Origin of the sequence: Pseudomonas sp. B7(2017), assembly GCF_002112745.1 — a bacterium.
In the GTDB taxonomy this organism is placed as follows: domain Bacteria; phylum Pseudomonadota; class Gammaproteobacteria; order Pseudomonadales; family Pseudomonadaceae; genus Aquipseudomonas; species Aquipseudomonas ekonensis.
The window spans coordinates 119,456-139,247 of record NZ_NEIP01000005.1; the positions used below are offsets into that span (position 1 = coordinate 119,456).

27 protein-coding genes are annotated in these 19,792 nt (G+C 63.3%); 1 reads left to right on the forward strand and 26 read right to left on the reverse strand.

Annotated features, from left to right (window positions below; all coding sequences use genetic code 11):
* The first annotated feature begins 535 nt into the window (after window positions 1-535).
* Entirely contained in the window at window positions 536-1,417 is an 882-nt protein-coding gene (locus tag CAG29_RS11750; protein ID WP_085694490.1) for a phage antirepressor N-terminal domain-containing protein, read from the forward strand.
* A 149-nt stretch (window positions 1,418-1,566) separates the two neighbouring features.
* Here CAG29_RS11750 and CAG29_RS28760 read toward each other — a convergent pair whose 3' ends face one another.
* From CAG29_RS28760 to CAG29_RS11860, 26 genes are all read right to left on the reverse strand, one after another.
* Window positions 1,567-1,692: a hypothetical protein gene (locus tag CAG29_RS28760; RefSeq protein WP_256576784.1), complete on the reverse strand. Its 126-nt coding sequence runs from the start codon at window positions 1,690-1,692 to the stop codon at window positions 1,567-1,569.
* A 100-nt stretch (window positions 1,693-1,792) separates the two neighbouring features.
* Window positions 1,793-2,254, reverse strand: coding sequence for a hypothetical protein (locus tag CAG29_RS28190; protein ID WP_139831488.1), 462 nt, complete (start codon window positions 2,252-2,254; stop codon window positions 1,793-1,795).
* The gene (locus CAG29_RS28195; RefSeq protein ID WP_139831489.1) at window positions 2,247-3,167 is read right to left on the reverse strand and encodes an endonuclease/exonuclease/phosphatase family protein; all 921 of its coding nucleotides are present in this window, start codon (window positions 3,165-3,167) and stop codon (window positions 2,247-2,249) included. The genes CAG29_RS28190 and CAG29_RS28195 overlap by 8 nt, the downstream gene beginning before the upstream one ends.
* An 89-nt stretch (window positions 3,168-3,256) precedes the next feature.
* Window positions 3,257-4,228, reverse strand: coding sequence for a hypothetical protein (locus CAG29_RS11755; protein ID WP_085694492.1), 972 nt, complete (start codon window positions 4,226-4,228; stop codon window positions 3,257-3,259).
* Complete coding sequence (locus CAG29_RS11760) at window positions 4,201-4,905, reverse strand: hypothetical protein (RefSeq protein WP_085694494.1); 705 nt, start codon at window positions 4,903-4,905, stop codon at window positions 4,201-4,203. The genes CAG29_RS11755 and CAG29_RS11760 overlap by 28 nt, the downstream gene beginning before the upstream one ends.
* Complete coding sequence (locus CAG29_RS11765; protein ID WP_085694496.1) at window positions 4,902-5,444, reverse strand: DNA-binding protein; 543 nt, start codon at window positions 5,442-5,444, stop codon at window positions 4,902-4,904. Before CAG29_RS11765 ends, CAG29_RS11760 begins: the two co-directional genes overlap by 4 nt.
* Window positions 5,441-6,364 (reverse strand): hypothetical protein, encoded by a 924-nt coding sequence (locus CAG29_RS11770; RefSeq protein ID WP_085694499.1) that lies wholly within the window; start codon window positions 6,362-6,364, stop codon window positions 5,441-5,443. Before CAG29_RS11770 ends, CAG29_RS11765 begins: the two co-directional genes overlap by 4 nt.
* Window positions 6,361-7,068, reverse strand: coding sequence for a hypothetical protein (locus CAG29_RS11775; RefSeq protein ID WP_085694501.1), 708 nt, complete (start codon window positions 7,066-7,068; stop codon window positions 6,361-6,363). The genes CAG29_RS11770 and CAG29_RS11775 overlap by 4 nt, the downstream gene beginning before the upstream one ends.
* Before the next feature lie 8 nt (window positions 7,069-7,076).
* Window positions 7,077-8,774 (reverse strand): phage tail protein, encoded by a 1,698-nt coding sequence (locus CAG29_RS11780; protein WP_085694504.1) that lies wholly within the window; start codon window positions 8,772-8,774, stop codon window positions 7,077-7,079.
* Between the two features lie 9 nt (window positions 8,775-8,783).
* The gene (locus tag CAG29_RS11785) at window positions 8,784-9,308 is read right to left on the reverse strand and encodes a phage tail protein (RefSeq protein ID WP_085694506.1); all 525 of its coding nucleotides are present in this window, start codon (window positions 9,306-9,308) and stop codon (window positions 8,784-8,786) included.
* A complete protein-coding gene (locus CAG29_RS11790; RefSeq protein WP_085694508.1) occupies window positions 9,305-10,477 on the reverse strand; it encodes a baseplate J/gp47 family protein in 1,173 nt (390 codons plus the stop codon). Before CAG29_RS11790 ends, CAG29_RS11785 begins: the two co-directional genes overlap by 4 nt.
* Entirely contained in the window at window positions 10,474-10,791 is a 318-nt protein-coding gene (locus CAG29_RS11795) for a DUF2590 family protein (RefSeq protein ID WP_085694510.1), read from the reverse strand. Before CAG29_RS11795 ends, CAG29_RS11790 begins: the two co-directional genes overlap by 4 nt.
* Window positions 10,788-12,773: a phage tail tape measure protein gene (locus CAG29_RS11800; protein ID WP_085694512.1), complete on the reverse strand. Its 1,986-nt coding sequence runs from the start codon at window positions 12,771-12,773 to the stop codon at window positions 10,788-10,790. The genes CAG29_RS11795 and CAG29_RS11800 overlap by 4 nt, the downstream gene beginning before the upstream one ends.
* Window positions 12,774-12,778: 5 nt before the next feature.
* Window positions 12,779-12,919: a hypothetical protein gene (locus CAG29_RS29020; RefSeq protein WP_170930455.1), complete on the reverse strand. Its 141-nt coding sequence runs from the start codon at window positions 12,917-12,919 to the stop codon at window positions 12,779-12,781.
* Window positions 12,920-12,942: 23 nt separating this feature from the next.
* A complete protein-coding gene (locus tag CAG29_RS11805) occupies window positions 12,943-13,233 on the reverse strand; it encodes a putative phage tail assembly chaperone (RefSeq protein WP_085694514.1) in 291 nt (96 codons plus the stop codon).
* Window positions 13,230-13,745: a lysis system i-spanin subunit Rz gene (locus CAG29_RS11810; RefSeq protein WP_085694516.1), complete on the reverse strand. Its 516-nt coding sequence runs from the start codon at window positions 13,743-13,745 to the stop codon at window positions 13,230-13,232. The genes CAG29_RS11805 and CAG29_RS11810 overlap by 4 nt, the downstream gene beginning before the upstream one ends.
* Window positions 13,745-14,278, reverse strand: a complete 534-nt coding sequence (locus tag CAG29_RS11815) for a lysozyme (protein ID WP_085694518.1) — start codon at window positions 14,276-14,278, stop codon at window positions 13,745-13,747. Before CAG29_RS11815 ends, CAG29_RS11810 begins: the two co-directional genes overlap by 1 nt.
* Window positions 14,275-14,571, reverse strand: a complete 297-nt coding sequence (locus tag CAG29_RS11820; RefSeq protein WP_085694520.1) for a hypothetical protein — start codon at window positions 14,569-14,571, stop codon at window positions 14,275-14,277. The genes CAG29_RS11815 and CAG29_RS11820 overlap by 4 nt, the downstream gene beginning before the upstream one ends.
* On the reverse strand, window positions 14,568-14,780 hold the full coding sequence (locus CAG29_RS11825; protein WP_085694522.1) for a TraR/DksA family transcriptional regulator: 213 nt from the start codon (window positions 14,778-14,780) through the stop codon (window positions 14,568-14,570). The genes CAG29_RS11820 and CAG29_RS11825 overlap by 4 nt, the downstream gene beginning before the upstream one ends.
* Window positions 14,780-15,232 carry a phage protein gene (locus tag CAG29_RS11830; protein WP_085694524.1) on the reverse strand — a complete coding sequence of 151 codons (453 nt, stop codon included), beginning with the start codon at window positions 15,230-15,232 and terminating at the stop codon, window positions 14,780-14,782. Before CAG29_RS11830 ends, CAG29_RS11825 begins: the two co-directional genes overlap by 1 nt.
* Window positions 15,233-15,238: 6 nt before the next feature.
* Complete coding sequence (locus CAG29_RS11835) at window positions 15,239-16,354, reverse strand: DUF2586 domain-containing protein (RefSeq protein ID WP_085694526.1); 1,116 nt, start codon at window positions 16,352-16,354, stop codon at window positions 15,239-15,241.
* Between the two features lie 11 nt (window positions 16,355-16,365).
* Complete coding sequence (locus CAG29_RS11840; RefSeq protein ID WP_085694528.1) at window positions 16,366-17,049, reverse strand: phage virion morphogenesis protein; 684 nt, start codon at window positions 17,047-17,049, stop codon at window positions 16,366-16,368.
* Window positions 17,036-17,488, reverse strand: a complete 453-nt coding sequence (locus CAG29_RS11845) for a phage tail protein (RefSeq protein ID WP_085694529.1) — start codon at window positions 17,486-17,488, stop codon at window positions 17,036-17,038. Before CAG29_RS11845 ends, CAG29_RS11840 begins: the two co-directional genes overlap by 14 nt.
* Complete coding sequence (locus CAG29_RS11850; protein WP_085694531.1) at window positions 17,485-17,955, reverse strand: head completion/stabilization protein; 471 nt, start codon at window positions 17,953-17,955, stop codon at window positions 17,485-17,487. Before CAG29_RS11850 ends, CAG29_RS11845 begins: the two co-directional genes overlap by 4 nt.
* Window positions 17,956-18,052: 97 nt before the next feature.
* Complete coding sequence (gene gpM / locus CAG29_RS11855; RefSeq protein ID WP_085694533.1) at window positions 18,053-18,775, reverse strand: phage terminase small subunit; 723 nt, start codon at window positions 18,773-18,775, stop codon at window positions 18,053-18,055.
* Window positions 18,772-19,791, reverse strand: a complete 1,020-nt coding sequence (locus CAG29_RS11860; RefSeq protein ID WP_085694535.1) for a phage major capsid protein, P2 family — start codon at window positions 19,789-19,791, stop codon at window positions 18,772-18,774. Before CAG29_RS11860 ends, gpM begins: the two co-directional genes overlap by 4 nt.
* Window position 19,792: the final 1 nt, after the last annotated feature.

A 19,792-nucleotide genomic window follows, 5' to 3' on the forward strand; every position in this document is an offset into this window, starting at 1 on the left:
TGCCAGGGGACTCTTGGTGACGCGATGCAATGCCGTAAAACACCGGAGAGCCAAGCACGCCGGGCCCTACAGCCGCTTTGCAAGCGGACTCGGCTGTGCCGGATAAGCCGTTGGTGTGAACAGGTCCGAAAAAGAAAATACCCTGTACAGCAGGTTTTCCGGACCGTACCCCCTGCCCGCCGGGCGTTTCACTCTCCAGACGAGCTCGTCGCCGCTTCATAATGCTGTGCAGGGCCTCTGCACCTTTTTGCAAAACCTTGCACAGTGTGCAATCACAACAACGCCCACAGCCCCCGCAGCAGGCTTGGACGGGGCCGACACTTGCACCGCTCTGACCTTTGCAAAAAAAACGGACGCATAGCCCGCCGGCGGGAGGGGGATAAGTGCTTTTTCAATAGATTTTTTTGACGTTGGCCGTTTTTCCGCCAATGCCTTCGGTATCTCAGGGACGAGCGGCCACCGGCGGGCATGAGCTTCGTGCCGCTGCCGGTCAGTGGTACATTTCGCCGCGGCGAGCGAGCTAAAGGAATAGATGATGCAGAACCAACTGATGGCCGTTCCGTTTTACGAAGACACGGTAGTGCTCGTAGGCCAGGACGATGAACCGTATGTATCCATGAAGCCGATCGTTGAAAACATAGGCCTCGCTTGGCAGGTGCAACACCGCAAACTAAGCGAACGATTCGGTTCAGTTATCACCGAAATGGTGACAACTGGCGGAGATGGCAAGCAGTACGCGATGACTTGTCTGCCTCTGCGCAAGCTGCCAGCTTGGCTGTACTCCATCAGTCCCAACAAAGTGAAACCGGAGCTACGGGGCAAGATCACTCGCTACCAGGAAGAATGCGATGACATATTGTGGGCACATTGGACAAAGGAAAGCGCAACCCGGTTGGCTATACCGAACGTCAATCAGCAGATCGCTCTGTCAAGGCATCGTGTAGCACTGCTGAAGGAGCTGCATCGAAACCGCGATAACGGTATGCGGATTGCGCTGCACGAACAGCTCGCGCAGATATCACGACAGTTGGGGCTGTCTGTGCCGCCACTTGAGACCATAGGTCTCAGCTCACCTGCTGCGTCTGATGTAGCCAATCAACTGTGGGATGCGCTAGAGATCTTGGATCGTAATGGCGAAAGGTACAACCACGCCCCGTGGATGAGCGGGATGATCTATCTGAAACTGTCGCAATTGGCCGAACTATTCAAAAAGCACAACATCACCCTGCACTTCGACTCAGCACTGCGAAATGCGATGAAAGTGAGTAAACAGCCACGGTACGTGACAAACGGACCTAAAGGCAGCTCCATCGAAGGAAAAACGATACGTTGCTGGATTTTCGAGGGGCCGCTAAAGCCTGAGCCCACCTTCGACGAGCTACTATCCCGCTTGCCTTCGCAAAAAACGGCGAGATAAACCGCGCTGGCGGGAGGGGGATAAGTGATTCCCCAGCTGTTTTTTCTTCCCTGGACGACTTTTTCCAAGGTGCCTTCAGCACATCCAGGACAGACGACTAGCAGCGGGAATGAGATGCCTACTCAAGTCGGTCAATGGTGCCAGCTGCGTCAAAGGTCAAAGTAAAATAGAGAAGAGCGCTTTGATTCAACCGTGTCGAAAATCGACACGGTTGCCGAGGATGGCAGGATCAGGATCAGGATCAGGATCAGGATCAGGATCAGGATCAGGATCATAGCAATGTATAAAACCTAGATGCCTGATAAGGCGGAATAAGAAAAAGCCGCCTCAACACGGGACGGCTTTAGTTATCTGAGATTTAAAGCCATCTACAAATCAGGACTCAGGTTCATTATCGATCTCCAGCTTTTGTTTTTGATTCATCACTAACCTGAACACTTTACCAACTTCTGGGCGAGCGAGGAGTGAACTGAGCGCCTTTTCCAAAGCTGACTTATCTTCACAATATATCTCTTCGGCATCCGTAATAACTAAACATGGATAACCGTTCTGATCAGCTTTCCACTTTGCAATTTCTTTAGGCTCATAACTTTCAGCCAAAGGATTAACGGCAGCTAATGCCCAATAACTACCACCAGCTTTAGACTTCGAGGTTACAGAAAGAAAATCCATAAAGGGATTGGATTTAAAAACTATATCAACCTTTAGAGCCCCAGAGCTTGCCTCCCCGAGTTGCTTATTCATATTATCAAAAACCGAGTCAATTTCGTCTTTATTTGCCTCAGCTTTTTTTGCAGCATCCTGCCCCTTGTTGAATGAACTAATAAAGTCAACCATTATGAGCAACCTTCTCAATTATTCCAAAGACTGGGAGATGATCAAATTGTGAGTCCTTGCTTTTTACTAAATCGGTAAACCCTGGAACCTCAACAACATGATCACATTTTTTTGATAAAGCCCACTCATTTGAGCTAACAAATGCGTGAGAGAAAATAATCTGATCAAAAGTATGCCATCTCGTTATTTTTCCTGATTTATAAAAATAACTCCCTGAAACTTTATGATCACTACTCTGCTTGGACAAATATTTCCAAAATGGATTATAGAACAGATGAGGTCTGCGCTCCACCAAATCTATATCTCTGCTCGCCATGACCTGCTGACTTAGAGAAGCATCAAAGGGATCATCATTATAATCCCCGAGCAAAACAATAAACTGGTTCCTGTCTGTCTCCGACGAAACTTGATCAATCGAATCTCGAAGTCGTATACCAAAAACGTGCCTGTCCGCGTCATTCTGTGCACACCAAAGCCTACTGGGCCAGTGTGAAACAAAAATATAAAACAGCGATTCAGAGCCACTCACTATAAGCTCGAGCTTTTTTGCAACTTTCAAAATTGAAGCGCCTTTAACAGACAAAACATCTTTACTATCGCTTACAAATATCTTCCGCCGATTGTAAATATAGCAAATATCAAAAACCGATCTACCCGCATTAGTTATCTCTGACGAAAACGTATAATCTTGAAGATCACATGCCTGCTCGAGAAACTTTAGATCTACTTCTGACATTTCACCAAGCGCGATAAAGTCCGCCCCGCAACTTTTTATTAAGTACATCACAACCGAGCACGCAACGGCCCTTTGCTCAGCAGTAGATCTGCTAACCCCCGACGGCGCTAAACTTGTATTCCACCATGCAAAAACCACTTCTCGAGCAGCCTCAGACATTACTAAATTTTCTTCCATGCAACGCCGCTCCGCTCGCAACCTGCCTGTTTAATACCGCATGACAATGAGCATACTATTTTTTTTGAAAGTAAGTCATCTACGCGATTTTATAGAGTGACCGTCCTCAATTGCGCAGACATCAAAGCCGCCTTTGCAGCGTCTTGAACAAAAGCTGCTGTATTGGAAGGTATTGGTGTAGACCCATGGGTGTGAGAGGCAAGCTGGCCATTCATCTCCTGCACTAAATCGAGCAGGTCACAGACAACGGTGAAAATATTAATACCGCTAGACCCCACCCAGTTTTTTGGCGCCTGTAATCGCTGGCATGCACCTGCCAAACTCTGACGCATACCTTCAATTCGTTCCTGCATGTCGCCACCCACCGTGGTGTTGTGCTTCTGACCCACAACCAAGTTCAGATCCCGCCCGGTAGCCTGGTGCAGATCGTCCACCGCAGCAAGGCTAGCCGACCCGCCCGACAGCAGCTTGAGCGCGCCCAGCGCCTCGATCTTCTTCACGCCGCCCACCGTCTCGGTCGAGTGGTCATCGACCGCCCGCGTGTGACTCTGGAACTGCTCCCGGTTGTCCAGGGCCTCCACCTCGCGCTCTATCGCATGATCCCGGATTTTTCCGTCCGTCTGGCGCAGCCAGTTGCCGTCGGCATCGACGCGCTGCTGGGCGGCGCCGCTGTGCTGCCAGACCTGGTCGCCTTTCGGCACCTTCGGCATGCTCAGTCCGTGGGGCAGTATCGACTGGATGTAGGGCTTGTTCGGCAGGCCGTAGGCGAAGCACACCACCACTCGCGTGCCCTCCTCCGGGAAGGCGTAGACGCCCATTTCCTCGCCGCCGGTCGGCAACGGCAAGGGAACACCGGTGAGCGGCGGCATGGCCGGATCCGGCTGGTCGTCCGGGCCCAGGACGACGATGTCCACGGCGTAGCGCGGGCGGTAGTCGTCGCAGATGCCGGCATCCGCCGGCGCATCGGCCACGGCGGTGACCTGGGCGAAGCGCGGCAGGTGGTAACCGCCGGTGAGTTCGGGGAATTGGCGCTCTACTGAGCGGCGGAAAGCGTCTTCCATCGGATGGCCATCTGGTCGTTGGTGAGCGCCACGCTGGTGATGCGCTCGCCGTTGTTGATCGTTGCGCCTGGCCGCAGCCCGGGAAGGGCCGCGACCATCGCGCTTTGGTTGCCCTGGTAGCCGTCGAAGAGCTCCGTGGGGATCTGCAGCGGCGCCCGTGCGCCGAAGAAGCTGTCGGCCCAACTGCCGGCGAACACCTCGCCGTCGCCCGCCTGGTGCCAGGTGAAGTCGGGGATGCTGAACACCCGGGCAAGACTGTCCATCGCCTGGTAGCCGGCGGCGAGGCTGTAGAAGTACGGCGCCTTCACGCCGGCATAGGGCCGGTCCGGCACGCGGAAGCGCAGTCCGGTCTGCTCGCTGATGGCGGCCAGCACGACGCGCAGATCGACGTGACGCAGGTTCAGCGGCAGCGGGTTGGCCAGCACTGCAGCCAGCTCGCGGCAGAACAGCACCTGCTCTACCGCGTTAGCCGCGGTGCAGCGTTCGACGTAGCCGACGAAGTGGCGCTGCAGCGGACCGTCGTTGTAGCCGATATCCAGCGTCACCAGGCCTTTCAGCGCAACGGCGGACTGAACGGTGAAGTTCGCCCGGCCGGGGCTGGTGGCGTCCAGCCGGACGTCCTCCTTGACCAAGGCCACCTGCGACCCGTTGACGGCCAACACCTTGTGCAGCTTCATGCTTTCTCACTCCCGCCCAGCCACTTATCCACACGGCCCAGCACCTTTTCAAAGCCGCTCAGCTCGGGCTTGTCGCCCGAAGCGTTGCCGCCTTCGCCGACCGCGCTGCCAGGCGCGCCCTGGGCGTTCACCTTGTTGCCGGCGCGGCGCTCTTCGACCTTCTCCGGGTTCGACTCGCGCTCGCTCAGCGTGAACTGCACCAGCCAGGCTTTCAGGTTGTCCGCCTCGCGGGCGCTGACGCCCTCGGAGAACTCCACCTGGCGCACGCCGAAGGCCTCGGCGGTGTCGTTGACGACGCGGTACAGGTGGAGCTGGCCACCGCCCGTCGTGGCTTCGGCCAGGCGCATCAGGTCGGTCAGTTGCGTTTGATCGACAAACGGGATCGTCAGCGACACGGCCAGGGTCTTGGGCTTGAAGCCCTTGTGCGCCTTGTCGGTGTTGCTGGTCTGCCCCGACATGTCGCCGCTCTCGATACGCAGGTTGGCGGTGACCTTGAGGTTCTTCCCCTGGACCTTCTGTCCGTCGAGCAACAGCGTCATAGGCCCACCAGCTCTTGGACGAAGCTCAATCCCTCTTTCGTGCCCACCAGCAACAGGCCGGCGCACTGCACCCACTCATGCCCCGGGGCGTCTCCGGCCAGCAGCTCGCGGCGCAGCTCGCTGGTGATGCCCGGGCCGATCAGGCGCGCCCGCATGCTGACGTCAGGCGATCCCCCGGCCAGCAGTTCTTTCAGCTCAGCCAACTGCCGATCCCTTCCTTGCTGCTGGGCGCTCTTGCGGGCGGCGAGCGCGGCCAGGTCGCCCAACGGCGAGCTGTCGGCCGCGTAGCCCTCCAGCACGGCGAGCTGGCCCGCCATGGACTGCTTGGCGGCCTTCACCACCGTGCAGCGCTCCAGCGGCAGCGCCTGCCAGCGTGGCAACGGCCCGGCGCCGGGGATCTCCCACTTGTCGTTCTCCAGCTTGGCCAGGTGCTGGGCGCGGCGCTCCGTGCGCACCAGGTCGGGGATCGGCAAAAGGGCGTTGAACCGCGACAGGCCGCTGGCCAACTGCTCCAGGCGCGTGCCCAGGAACAGGATCGACAGTGCGTATTGCTGCCCGCCCGGGCGCCCCGTGTCGGTGGCGTCCTCCAGCTTTTTCGCCAGGTGTTCCAGCACGTTCGGCGCCGACAGGAAGCGCTGGTAGCCCTTGCCCTGGCCGATGCCGCTCTGGAACGGCGTCACCACCAGGCACGCCGGCGCCTGGCCCAACTGCTCGTTGAGCGCGGCGCGGCCGGCCGCAATCGCGTCCTTTGCCGCGTCACCGACGGGCCCCGGGTTGGTGCTGGCCAGGCCCTCCAGCCCAGCCAGGCGGCGGGCGGTGCCGGCCAGCTCCCCGCCGGCCAGGCCCTGAGCCGCCGCCAGTCCGCCCATCCATTGCGTGGCCTTCTCCGGCCAGCGCATCGTCACCGGTGCCCAGGTCATGCCGGCACCGTCCAGGCGATGTCCTTCATCGCCTGCAGGTCCTTGTCCTGCAGGGCCTTGGCCACCGCCTGGCGCAGGCTCTCGGCGCGCTGCTGCGCGGCCTGGCGGAAGCGCACCAGGTCATGGCTGACTTTCTGCAGTTGCGCGATGGTGTGCGGCCGGAAGGCCATCACCTGGTGGGCGTCGTAGCATGGATAGGTGTCGTCCAGGCCCAGCAGCACCTGGGCGTTCAGGCTAACCTGGTCGTCGATCGCGCTGCCGTAGCGGTAGGCCTCGCCCAGGGCGCTGGAACTGAAGCCGCCGGCGACGTAGGCCGCGCACTCACTCTCGATCAGCTGCAGCTTCTTCGCCTGCAGCGCGGCCAGCACGGCATCGATGTCGTCGACCCATTCGCCGTCCTTCCAGACCTGGTTCGGCCCGGGCTTCTTCATCGTGTAGCCGGCCGGCACCGGCTCGAAGCCCTCCAGGGTGCGCGGCTCGCCGGTATCGATGCTGTACACCACGACGCCGCCGAAGTAGTCCACAAGCTGCCAGGCCTTGCCGTTCCACCATGCGGCCTTGTGTTCGGGGATCGCCGGCGGCGCGGTTTCGACGCAGCCGCCGGGGATCAGGTAGACGCCGGGCTCCAGCGGCGATTCGTCGGCGGTCACGGCCGCCACGAAGATGCCCAGGTGGTTGGTCTGGTAGACGAGTTTGTCGGTCATGCTCGATCTCAATACTTGATGCAGAAAAGAAGGGCCATGTTCTTCGGCCGGGTTTCATTGCCGCCCGAAGGCGTGACGACGATGCCGTGGGTGTGGGCGCCGCCGACGTTCACGCCAACGTTGTGGACGTGCGCTTCCGCCCAGCCGATGCCGACGTTGTGCGCGTGGTTGCCTTGGTAGTCCGTGCGGTAAGGGCGGTTGTCCGCGTTCTGGCCATACGGCAGCTCAAGCGTGACCGCGCTGCCGCCGGCGGTGGACGCGCCAATCGAGATGCCGGCGCCGTTATCGACGTACCGAAAGCCGTGGTCGTGGTTTCCCTGGGCGTCGGTCCAGGCCGCGTGGGTGTGTGCCCCCTGTGCGTCGGTCGAGGCCAAGTGCGCGTGGTCGCCGGCGGTGGCGGCCGATGCGGAGTGCGCGTGGGAAGCCAGCAGCATTTCCTGATAGCTGCCCAGGGCGCGTCCCGGATCGATGCCTCGGCCATCGTCCCAGGCCCGGGGGAACAGCCCGCGCAGATCCGGTAAGCCAAACGTGGTGCTTCCGTCGCCGGCGCCGAATGACGTGCCGAGGCGGGCAAAGAGCGTAGCGAAGGTGGTTCGGGACACGTTCGCGCCGTTGCACTTGAGCCAGCCGGTGGGCGCCGAGGAAAGAGCGAACCCCGCCACCATGCCGGTCATGGAGTCGCCGACCAGCCTCTGCACCTTGTTCAGCGCGGCGGTCGTGGCCAGGATCTCGCTGCTGTTGGTTTCCGGGTCGTCGCTCTTGGCGTTGGGCAGGTTGCCCAGCTGGACGTCGTCTTTCGTCGTGCCCCGGGCGCGGAGGTTCGCGTAGTCGCCGTCCCGCGCCGCGAAGTGCTGGATCAGCGGGCCGGTGACCGGCTCGGGCTGACGCATGTCCGAAAAACCCACCGAGGACAGGAAATAGGCCACCGGCACGCAGTAATGGCGGGCGCCGGCGGAATCGGTGTAGTCGGCCTGTTCGCCGTACACCACTTTCCAGGTCGCCACCCGGTCGTTCAGTTGGCGTTCCAGGCACACGTCCAGGTTGATCCTGCCGACCGGGATAACGCCGGTGATGGGCAGCGCTTCGACCAAGGCCACGCGAATCCCCTCGATGTACGCCGTGCCCGGGCGCAGCTGGAACCCGTTGGCTGTCTTCTCGAAGGCCAGCGAGTCGGCGAAGAAGCAGGCGCGGCCGTACATGCTGCGGTTGCTCTGGCGCTCGCGCTCATCGATGCCCGCCAGGCGCACGGTGAAGTCGTGTTGCCAGGTGCTGGCGTCGATGGTCACGCCGGTCAGCGCCTGGGCGCCGTCGAAGGCCACCAGGAAGTTGCGGGTGACGTTGTTGCCGATCTGCAGCGGCGGGATGTTCTTGCGCTTCTGCTGCAGTGGCACGTAGGACACGGCGAACAGGACGCCGTCGGCGTCCTCCAGGCCAACCCAGTTGAAGTCCCAGTCGCCGACGTCGGATCCCAGCTGGGCGCTGTACACCACCTGGTTGGGGTTCACGAAGCCGGAATTCTCTTTCGGGACGTCATAGACGTGGACGATCTGCGCCGCCGGCGGCTTGCCCGCAGCGCGGTCCACCGGTACGTCCGGGATCAGCCCGGGCACGTTGGCGAAGACAAACCGGGTGATGATCAGGGGCTTTCTCTGGCTTTGCTTCAGGGCGATCTGGCTTTCGCCCGCCAAGGTGATGCTGGCGCTCACGGTGCGCTCCTACAGGCTGGCGACCAGCGTCTGCTGGTCGTCGTTGAAGTCGATCAGGCCCAATTTCAGGCCCACGGGGGTGATGGTCACGAAGTCATAGCGCCGGCAGGTGCGGCCGTACTGCTGGATCAGCACGCGCAGCAGCTCGGGATTGAGCGACAGCTGTGCATTGCTGAACTTCAGCAGCACCACGTCCCAGTCCCGGCCGGGCTGGCGTTCCTCGATCTCGACGTAGCCGACGCCCAGACGCTCGAAGATGCGCTTCATGCCGACGGTGCTGCCGGCATCCACCGAATTGATGAAGGCGTATTTCACGCGCAGGCGGAACAGCGCTTCGGGCTCGCCGGTGAAGCGCGTCACGTCGCGCTGCCAGGCCCACAGCTCCAGGATCGCCAGGTGACAGGTGTCGGGGTCGATCTGCTGGTATGGCCAGCGCAGCCAGCCGGTGACCGTCTCCCACCAGGCCTGGGCGGCGGCGACCAGCTTGCTCAGCTCTGTTCCGCCGAGCCAGAAAGGCAGTTTCAGCTTGGTCATTGCACCGTCACCTTCAGCTGAGCCAGGCGCGGGATGTTCAGGCCGCTGATGATGTCCTGGCCGGGCATGAAACGAAGCGAGGTGATGTCGGCGAACTGCTGGTGCAGCTCTTCGCTGAGACGGCTGTAGCTGAACCGCGACTGGGGGTAGGTCAGAGTCGGCTGGTAGTCGGTGAGCGTGCTTTCGCGGAACGCGGCCCGGACGAACAGTTCCACCTCTTTCACCAGGGCGCTGACGCGCTCGGCGCCGAGGTTGGGTTTCGGCCACAGGAAAAGGTTCACCATGGCGGGCACCTCCGGCATGACGAAGGTCATCAGGTCGTCGCCGTGGCCGTGGTTCCCCTGGTCGCGGATATGCGCGTTGATCTGCGCCAGGTAGGTGTCCGCCGGCACGCCGGCGTCAAACAGCACGTAGGCGTTCGCGCTACCAGGCCCACGGGGCGCGCCGTGTTCGAAGTACACGCCGTCCGGCCGCACGCCCGGGAAGGTGGAGATCATGGCGCGGTACACCGCGTCCGTGTGCCACTGGTTGACCGCCGAGAACTGGTTGCGCACGCGCAGGCGCAACTGGTCGTTCGGCTCCGGATCCGCCCCCGGGGACGCCAGCCAGCCGTCGCGGTTCACCACCTGGACGATGCCGGGGATCGGCACCGGCAGGATCGCGTAGTAGCCCGGCGCCAGGTTGAAGCCGCTCCCGGCCTCGACCGCCTCCACCGGAACGTCCAGCTGCAGCTGGCCCTGCTGGAAAGTCGCCGCCGCCGTGGTCACCAGCTGATAGACGTTGCCGTTGATCGCGGCCGACTGCACCACAATGCCTTTCTCCAGCTCCAGGACGCCGTCCGGCGTGGCCCGGGTGAACAGCAGTTTGCCCTTGGCCTTGGTGGCGCCCTTGCGCTCGACATTGACCGCCCAGGCCAGCATGTCCAGCCAGGCGTCCACCGCCGTCTTCACGAAGAAGTTCGGCAGCACGGTCAGGCACAGGAAGTCCAGCAGCCACAGCACCGGCTTGGTGACCAGCGCGGTCATGACCCGCCAGAACGGCGAATAGCTGCTGGTGTTGGCGACCTTGGCGCCCTGGGCCTCGACCTCCTTTTCCCAGGCGGCTTTCAATCCCGCCTCGGTGGTCGGGATGCCGGCATCGGCGATCACCTTTTTAAAATCGACGCTCACAGGCTTACCTCCATCGATCCGAATTTCAGGGTTTTGGCGGTGACCAGGTAAACGCCCGGCGACTGCTCGGTGATGCGTGCCGTCCCCGGCACCAGGCGCACGTCGTCTTCCACCAGCAGTTCCATCCGCTGCACGCAGTCGCGCTGTTTCAGCCGGTCGCGCTCGGCGACCAGGACGACCAACAGGCCGCTGTCGCGGATCATGTGGGCGATGTCCTGGGCGATGCAGGCGCGGTCGTCGATCAGCAGCGGCTGGTGCGACGGATCCAGCGCCAGGTCGTTGTCGACGATCAGAAGGTCCACGTATTCGCTCATCCGCCCACCGCCATGGCGACCATGTTTTCCATCTCCAGCGGCGTCATCGCCTTGCCGGTGTGAATGTTCACGTTCTCCACGTGCGTGCCCTTGCTCTGGTTGCTGCTGTTGTTCTGGATGCTGGTCAGCAGCCCGCCAGGCGGCACCGCCGAAGGGCGCGCCGGCGACAGGCTGGGGATAGCGGCATTGATGGTCTGCTGCGCCTTCTGCGCGGCGTTGGCGGTGTCGGACGCACCGGTCGCGGCATCGGCGCCGGGGATCTCCGGCATCCCGCCGAAGCGCGCTTCGATGTTCACCCCGGGGATGCTGTTCAGCAGCTCGATCACGCCGTTGACGGCCTTGGTGAAGATGCCGACGATGCTGTCCCACGCGGCCTTGGCCATGCCTGACCAGCCGCCCATGGAGTTGAACCAGTCGGCGAGCTTCTGGAACTTCTCGGACACGAACTGGAACGCGGCCGTGTTCATCAGCGCCGCGGTCCAGGTGTCCCAGTAGTAGATCGCCGCAACGACGACGGCGACCAGGACGAGGATGCCGACCACGATCCAAGTCACCGGGTTGGCCAACAGCGCCGCGTTGACGAGCCAGATAGCGCCCTGCCACAGCAGCATGGCACCGCGAATGAGCGCCAGAGCGGCGTTCAGCGTGTAGATCACGGCCACATAAGCCAGCATCACAATCTTCTGCAGGATGAACACCGCGACGGTGCGCAGCCCCATCAGGCGGAGGACTTTCCACACCGTCAGCAGGCCCAGCCAGGTCATCTTGGCGACGCCTACCGCCAGGGTAAGCATCGACAAGGCGCCGATGATGCCCATGATGGCCAGCGAGGTGATGCCGATCACGCGGGTGATGTTGGGGAACATCTTCGACCAGCGGACCAGGGTCTTGCCGATGTCCACCATCTTGTCCATGAACGGCGTCAGCACCGGGATCAGCACCTGGCCGAACACCGTTCGCATGACCTCCACCAGGGACGCCCACTGCTGCCACGGATCGACCATCTCGCGCGCCATCTGCTCGGCGTTCTCCAGCCCGCGCACCTTGCCCAGCTGCTCGATGCCGTTGCGCAGGCGGTCGCTGTCCTTGGCCAGCGCCCCGATCACCTGGGCGCCTTCGCCGCCGAAGGCTTCCATGAGCTTGGCCCCGGCCGACGCGCTGGTCAGGTCGCCGAACTTGCCCTGCAGCTTGTCCAGGATGGTCATGATCGGCAGGATCTTGCCCTGCTGGTCGGTGAACTTCATGCCGAGCTTTTCCGAAGCGGCGCCGATGTTCTCGAAGAACGCCTTGTAGCGCCCGCCGGCGTCGCCGCCCTCCATGGTGCTGCTCAGGGTGCCGATCACCGCCATCTGTTCGGCCAGGTCAACGCCGGAGGTCGTGGCGATGGCCCCGGCCTCCTTGAAGGCGTCCTTCATGGCCGCGCCGCTGGTGCGGAACAGCTTCACCGCCAGCGCCGTCTGGCCGCCAAGCCGCTCCACCCACGCGCCTTTGCCCATGGCGTCGGCCTGGGACTTCTGCAGGTTGTAGAGCGTGCCGACGTATTCGCCCATGGTTTCGGCGTCGGTCTTGGTGGCCTTGGCCAACAGGTTGCTGGTGTTGGTGAAGATGGCCAGCTGATTGCCGGCCAACCCCTTGATGGCGCCCTCGATCAGGTAGGCCGAGGCCACAAAATCCTTGGCGTTCTCCCCGTACTCCACGGCGAACTCCAGCGACTTGGCGTTGAGCGCCGACAGCGCATCCTCCGCCACGCCGAGCGACCGCACGTCGCCCAGGGCGCGGTTCACCTCCAGCGCCGGCTTCATGGATTCACTGATGGCGACCACGCCAGCCGTCAGCCCGCCGACGCCCAGGCCGATGGTCTTGATGTGCTTTTCGCTCTGTTCCGCAAGGTCGGAAAAGCCCGCCTTCACCTTGCCCAGGGGCGCGGTGACCTTGTCGGTCAGGCTCAGGATGAAAGCCAGGCTGGCGCTACGGTCTGCCAATGTCGTCACCCGTTCAGCGCAAGGGCGATGCCGTTAGCCACGGCAAATTCCATGCGTCTCCAGTGTTCGTCCTCAAGCCACTTGGCCGTCCCCATCGCCTCGGGCGTGGGATCGGCACCAGGTAGCCAGCGGTTCGTCAGGGCCATCAGCTGGCCCAGGCCGTTTTCACTCAGGCGCTCAGCGTGCTCGAGCGCTTTTTTACGATCACCTCAACGTTGGGGGCGTATTCGTCCAGCAGCGCGCCGGCGATCTGCATCACCATCACCGGGTTGCCCAGCAGCGGTTTCAGCGTGGCCTTCTGCTCCTGCAGGACGGTGGTCATCAGCAGGTTGTGGCCCGGGGCGACCTTGTTGGTCTGGGTCAAAGCGTTGAAATACTTGGTCACGTCCGCCGGGGTCAGGTTGAAGGTGAATTCCTGTTCGCCGACTTCCAGGGTGATTGCTGCGTTTTGCTCGTTCATGGGGTGGTTCTCTCGTTGGGGTTGGGAAAAGTGGTGCCCGGGTTCGCCGGCGTCCGCCGGCACACGCCGAGGGCGTATTGCTGCAGTCCGAGGATCATTTGCCGGCTGAGGGCGAGTTCTTCTCGGAGGGCGAAATAATCCGGTCGAGCGTCTGCAGCGAGTTCGGCGCCTCCTGCAGCAGCCACGCCGGCGGCGCCGGCGGTGGCGGGCACAGGTCCTGGGACGGAGCAGGTGGCGCGGATCCGCAGCCGTAGAGAGCCGTCGTCAACAGCGCGGCGCAGGCGCTCGATTTCAGTGCGTGCATGGGTCAGTTCCGTGGTGTTTCGTTGGTCGATGGCGTCCCGCTCGGCGAGCATTTCGCCGCTGATGCGCGCCGCTTCCTGCAGGCCTCGCACCTCCCGTTGCGCGCTGTCGCGCTCTTGCCGCGCCGTGTCGCGTTGTTCTGTGAGCGTGTCGAAGCCGATCCAGGTGATCAGGCACAGCACGGCGATAGACAGGCCTACGCGCAGCATCACAGCCCCTCCGCGCACAACCGGGACTCAGCCAGCCGGCGGTTGTGCAGGCCTGGGACGAATTGCTTTTTGCCCTTGGCGTCGGTCACGAAGGCCCACACCGGCGTCCTGCCGTCCGGCGCCCAGGCCAGGGCCCTGCAGCCCTCGGCGATGCGTCCGGCGTTGATCAGCGCCACCGCACGGCTGGAACAGGTGCTGGGCGCGCCGAAGTTGTGCCCATGGCTGGTCAGTGCGTCGAACGTGGTTTGGCTGACGTTCGGGTTGGTGATGCACTCGGCCAGCTGCAGCTGCGTCTTGCGGATCACCAGCTGCTCCACCTCGGCACACTTGGCGGGCGACCAGTAGTCGCCGACCACGACCGGGTACGGGCTGGTGTACCGGGTGATGCCCTTGCACACGGTCGGCAGGCCGCCGGCCAGCTTGTCGGCGTAGACGGTGTTCTGGCCGTTGCCCTCCCAGGTGCCTAGGAAGATCACCAGCGGGGTGCTGGCCAGCGCGATCAAGCCGGCGGTGATACGTCCGCGCAGGCTCATGGGAACCAGATCCTGAGCAAGGCCGGCCCGACCATCTGCGCGACAACGCCCAGGACGGTCAGCACGGCGAGCATCCGGGTCACCTTGGTGCCGATGTCGGCAACGGTGGCGGTCAGCTCGCGCTGGCCGTCGTTCAGGTCCGAGAGCTGGCCGGCCATGTGTTCGAACTCGCCTTCCAATCGGGTGACCCGCGTCGGGACGGTTTCATGGCGGTTTTCCAGGTCGGTGACCCGGTGTTCGAGTACGGCGAAGCGGCTTTCCTGGTTGCCTTTCGGGGTGGCGCGTGGGGTCATCGGCGCTGTCCTTGTTCGATAAGGGTCTGGCACGGCACGCAGCGGGTTATGCCGCCGAGCGCCTGGCGCTTTTCCGGGATCGGCTGGTCGCAGTCCTCGCAGTGGGTCAGGCTCGGCCCGCTCGGCCGCTTGCGGGCCAGCTGGGCCTTGATCGCCTGGTCGCGCTGGCGCTGCTCCAGGACCTGGGCGCGGTCGAACCAGTCCACCATCAGCGCAGCCCCTCGGTCTCTGCTGCAGCCAGGTAAGGCACGCCGTTGATGCGGATGAAGTCCGGGCTGGTGACGTCAAACGGCACCTTGTGCTTGCTCTTCTCGCCGCCCTTCGGGTCGATGGCCAGCAGGCTGGACACCTTGATCCGGCACCCGAACGCCTCGACGCGCATTTCCTCGTCCTCGCCGGCCTTGGCGAAGAACACGGCGTCAAAGGGTTTCAGCTCGCGGAAGCTGCCCGCCGAACGCGCCGCATCCACCAGCAGGTTGAAGTTGGAGGTATCCAGCTCGAATTCGCCGGCGGCGGCGACGTCGCCGTCCACGTAGCCGTCCGGAACGCCCCGGGTTTGGGCCACGGCGGAGTTGTCGGTGATGTCCAGGGTGCAGCTCTCGACGTGCAGCGCGATGTCGCCCAGGTTCACGTCGAAATTCTTGCCGCCAATCTTTGCCATGGGGCGTTACTCCGTTTTGTCGGTGGAAAGGTCCAGGGCGATGTTCGCCTGCAGATCCTTGGGGCAGTTCAGGGGACGGAGCTTGAAATAGGCCACGACCTTGGTCTTGCTCAGCCACTCCAGCACCAGGTCGCCGTCCTTCGGCGGCTCGATGTCGCCGGGGAACACCTCGCCGTTGAACTTGACGGACTTGGCCATGGCGCGCAGCGGCGCCATCAGTTGGCTGGTGTTGACCGCCATGCTGTTGGGGGTGTTGTTCAGGCGCCGGTCGGCGACGCGCCGGATCAGCAGCGGGCGGATCTGGCGGGCGGCCTTGTCGGTGATGCGCAGGTACTCGATCACCTGGAAGTCGCTGCCCGGGGCGTCCAGCATGTTGCCGTCGCCCCAGTACACGCCCGGGTAATCCGGATAGGTCTGCGACACTGAGATCCGTGCGCGGTCCAGCTCGCTGCGCACGGCCGAAGGCAGCGGCACCTTGTCGGCGTCGATAGGCACAGGGCCAAGGCCCAGCACCGGCCCGGTGGCCACGCGCATGGGGCTGTCGGCGATGCTCACGGAGGCGTTGGCCAGGCGCCCGGCCACCACGCCCAGGTCATTGCCGTGCAGTTGCGCCACCGGCGAGACACGCGGTGCCGCCAGGTTGCCCACCAGCGCCTTTTGCTCGGTGACGTACTGCGACCAGGTCTGCTGGGCGGTGACGCCGGGAGTGGCCGCCAGGATGAAGAGGCGCCGGCCGTATTTGTTGTTGATGGCGACGGCCGCGTCGTTCATGGCCGTCAGCTCGGCGGCGGTGGTCACCGGCTTGGTGATTACCGCGCCTTCTACGGAGTAGCCCTGTTGCTGGGCCTTCTCCAGCGCGCTGGCCCAGTCGCCTTCCGAGCCGATGGGCGCGGCGACGCAGGCCCAGCGCTGGCCGCCGTTGAGCCGAGCCGCGGTGATTTGGGTCTTCAGGTCGCTGGCCGGCGCGCCCAGGGTGGCGTCCAGGTCGCTGTCGGTGTTCAGCGCGATGAACTGGCCGACGTTCTTGCCGGCCGGGCCGATGAAAAGGAAATAACGCTCGACCTCAGTCACGGCACCCTGGCCCAGATTGAGATTGTCGACGGTGACTGTTCCGAGTGCCATGCAGTGCCTCGTTAGCGGGGTGAAGTTAGGATCTGTTGCAGCACCTGGTTAACCAGGAGGCTGGTGTCTCGTTCGGTGGCGGCGCCGATGAACTGGCGTTTGGGCAAGGTGATTTCCCAGCTCTGCGCGCAGCTGGACTCGTTGCGCTGGTCGTCCAGGATCCGGATCAGCAGGCCCGCCTGGGCGTAGTTCACATGCTCCTGGATCCACGCCACGGACGGCCTGGCCAAGGCCTTCTTGCCCGCCTGGCGCACGCGGAAGCCCAGCCGGCGCAGGCGCTTCGCCTGCTTGTCGGTGGCGGCGAGCCCCGGCGGCGTCTTGTTCCAGCGGCGCATCTGCGCGGCGGTTCGCCGCTCGCTGACGCCGTTGTGCTGCTGGGCGGCGACCCAGCGGGTCAGGGCGTTTTTCCAGCCCAGTTCCGCTTCGTCAGCGGTCAGCCGCGTGACGACCATCAGCTTGGCCAGGCCGGCTTCCATCTTCTTTTTGCCCTTGCCGTCGCCCTTGCGCGGGGCGAACGGCGAGCCGTCCAGGTTCCGCTGCTCACGCACGCGCTGGCGGCTCATCGTCCGCACGCGCTTGGTGACCTGGTTCAGCAGCCGGCGGCGCAGTTGAGGCGGCAGGCTGAGCAACGCCAGTTGCTCGCGCACGCCCAGGTGGCCCCGGACGTCGAGTTCGAAGGTGCTACGTCCCGCCATTGGTGGCCACCTCGCCGCGCTCGGCGACCCACAGGTCAAACGGGACGAACGCCCAGGCCTTGCCGAAGGCCTCGATCTCGCCGGCCGGGTCTTCGGCCAGGTACTGCGGTTCGACGAATTCCAGCGTGATTTCCACGTCGAACAGGTCGTTGTCGTCCGGCTCCACGGCGAACTCCGGCGCCGGCAGTTCGTGCAGGTCGCGGTCGGCGTCGTGGTTCTCCAGCCAACTGCCGACCAGAGCCATCAGGCGCGCCGGGTGGTCGGCGAAGCGCTCCAGGATGATCGCGGCGCGGTAGCGCATGTCGCCCAGGTGCATGCCGTCCACGTCGGGTTTCCAAATGAGCTGCAGCTTTACCTGCTCGGTGAAGCTGTCCAGCTGCTCAGGCTCGACCAGGCGGCGCTGCAGCAGGTACGCGGTGAGTGCCTGCAGCTTGGTCATAGCAGCGCCGCCGTGATGCGGCCGCGTCCCTGCAGGACGCGCACGGCCGATTGGCTGTAGGCCAGGAAAGTGTCCTCGCGCTCGGGGGCTTCCTTGCCGGTGTTCTCGGCGCTTTCCCGGCGCGTCACGGTGGCGAACTGCTGCAGGGCGCTGGCCTTGGCGCGGCAGTACACCGCGCGCTTGTAGAGCCTGGCCTTATGCGCATGGGCCCAGGCTGCAGGGGTGGCGATGCCTGCCACGGAGTCCAGGTCCGGCACGCCACTGTCCTGCAGGGCGGCCTTCACGGCGGCCAGGTCGGCGTTGACCTCGACCATGGCGATGGCCAGGGCGTCGGTCAGCAGGTCGCCCAGGAACTCCGCCGGCAGGCGGTAGCCCTTCTGGAACTCGGACACGGAGAGGTCCGGCCAAAAGCCGTCGTTCTCGATGATCTGTTCCACAAAGGTGGTGGGTTTCCCGGAAAAGCTCATTGCTGACCGCTCGAATAGGGCGGGGAGACTGTTTCTCATGGGGCTGGCCATAAATGGCAGACTCACGTCCACAGTTCCCCGCTGGGGGGGTAGTCGGTTATTGGGCGCCGGTGACGGCGGGTGCTTGCTTGGTCAGGGCCTTGCGGCACTTCGCGATGCGCGTCTCGTTGCCGGCCTTGGCGTAGAGCGCGGTGGAGCGTTCCAGGTGATGGAGCGCGGTTTCCCACTGCTCGGCCTCCATGGCGCGGATGCCGACCAGCTTGTGGTACTTGCTCGGGATCTGCTCCGTCAGATCCCATTCGCCGTCCACACGCGGCAGCAGGTTCGACAGGTAGGGTTCCGGGCTGCGGCCGCCGTTGTGTTCGGCATAGGCCCAGTCGATCACCGCGTCCGCGACGAAGGTCTGCACGTCGCGGCGCTTGAATCGCTCCGGCATCTGCTGGCCCTGCCCAATGGCAAAGTCCGCCAGCTCCAGGCCGTCTTCGAACTGCACCGTGTCGAACAGCCAGACCATCACCTGCACCAGGACGCGGTTTTCCATCACCAGCCCCGAATCCATGTAGCGCTGGATAAAGTCCTGGTACTTAGGCAGCAGCTCGTCGCGCTTGAGCGCCTGTTTGCTGGCCAGGTTCTTGAGGTTGCTCAGCCGCTCCAGGTCCTGGTTCAGCGCCGCTTCCATCAGCAGCAGGTGCTTCTTGGCGTTGGCCGGGCTGCTCAGGGCTTCCGCCGGCGAATACGCCTGGGGAGCCGCTGCAACGGCGATCGCTGCAGCGCTTCCCATAGCCAAGGTGCGGCGCTTGTGCGCCAGGGCCAGGCTCACTTCACCAGCTCCACGTTCTCGGTCAGCGCGATCTTTTCCAGCTGCTCGATCACGTAGCCTTCGTTGCGGCTGTTGTAGTCCTCGACGCGGGAGCGCTTCGGGTTGTCCACGGTCTGCTTGCGCCAGCTGGAGCTCTGGAAGTAGATCGACAGGTTGTCCCAACTGGTGACCAGCACCGCGTTGACCGGGAAGAACGGCACGCTGAAGCTCGGCAGGCCGCCGTAGGTGGCGATCACCTGGGCGTCCTCGATGCGTTCCTTTTCGGTCGGCACGTCGCCCTGCTTGGCGTACAGCTTCGCCTTGTCGGCGGCCAAGAGGTCAGAACCGATGATCGCGACCAGGTCGCCGCCGTCGCGCAGGCGCTCGTCCACCATCTGTTTGGTGTCGTGCACCAGGGCGTCCAGGTTGGCGTAATCGCCGCCCTGCCCCAAGGTGACCTTGCCGGCGGTCTTGCCTTCCTTGAGCACCTGCTGCGGTGCCTGCTCGCGCAGTTGCTGCAGCCAGCCCTTGTTCACGTCCTGCAGCATCGGATAGGCGACGATGTCGGTCTGTACCGCCGCCTTCACGCCGTGGAAGCCGACCATGATGCGATCCAGCGCGATCTGCTTCTGCACTGCCGCCGAATAGCGTTGATGGAAGTCCGGAAACTTGGCCCAGGCGTCGATCTTCGCGTAAGGCAGGCCCACGTCGGATTCGGTGGGCGACAGCTCGTAGGTGCTGTTCTCCAGCGCCGAAGCGTCCTTCGCCTCGCGGTCGGTGGTCTTGGTGTTGGTGCGGCCGGTGACCGGGCCGGAGACGCCAATAAAGATCTTCTCGCCCTTGATCTCGTCCACCGGAAAGACGTTGATCCGCTCCAGGAAGTCCGCCTTGGCGGTGATGGCGTCGTTCAGCTCCTGGGCCACCGACGGTTCGACGCTGAACATCTCGCTGGCCACTTCGACACCGTAGGTCTCGGCGATGGCCAACTGCATTTGGGCGTACATCTTGGCGCCGTAGGCGCTCAGGGAACGGCTCATG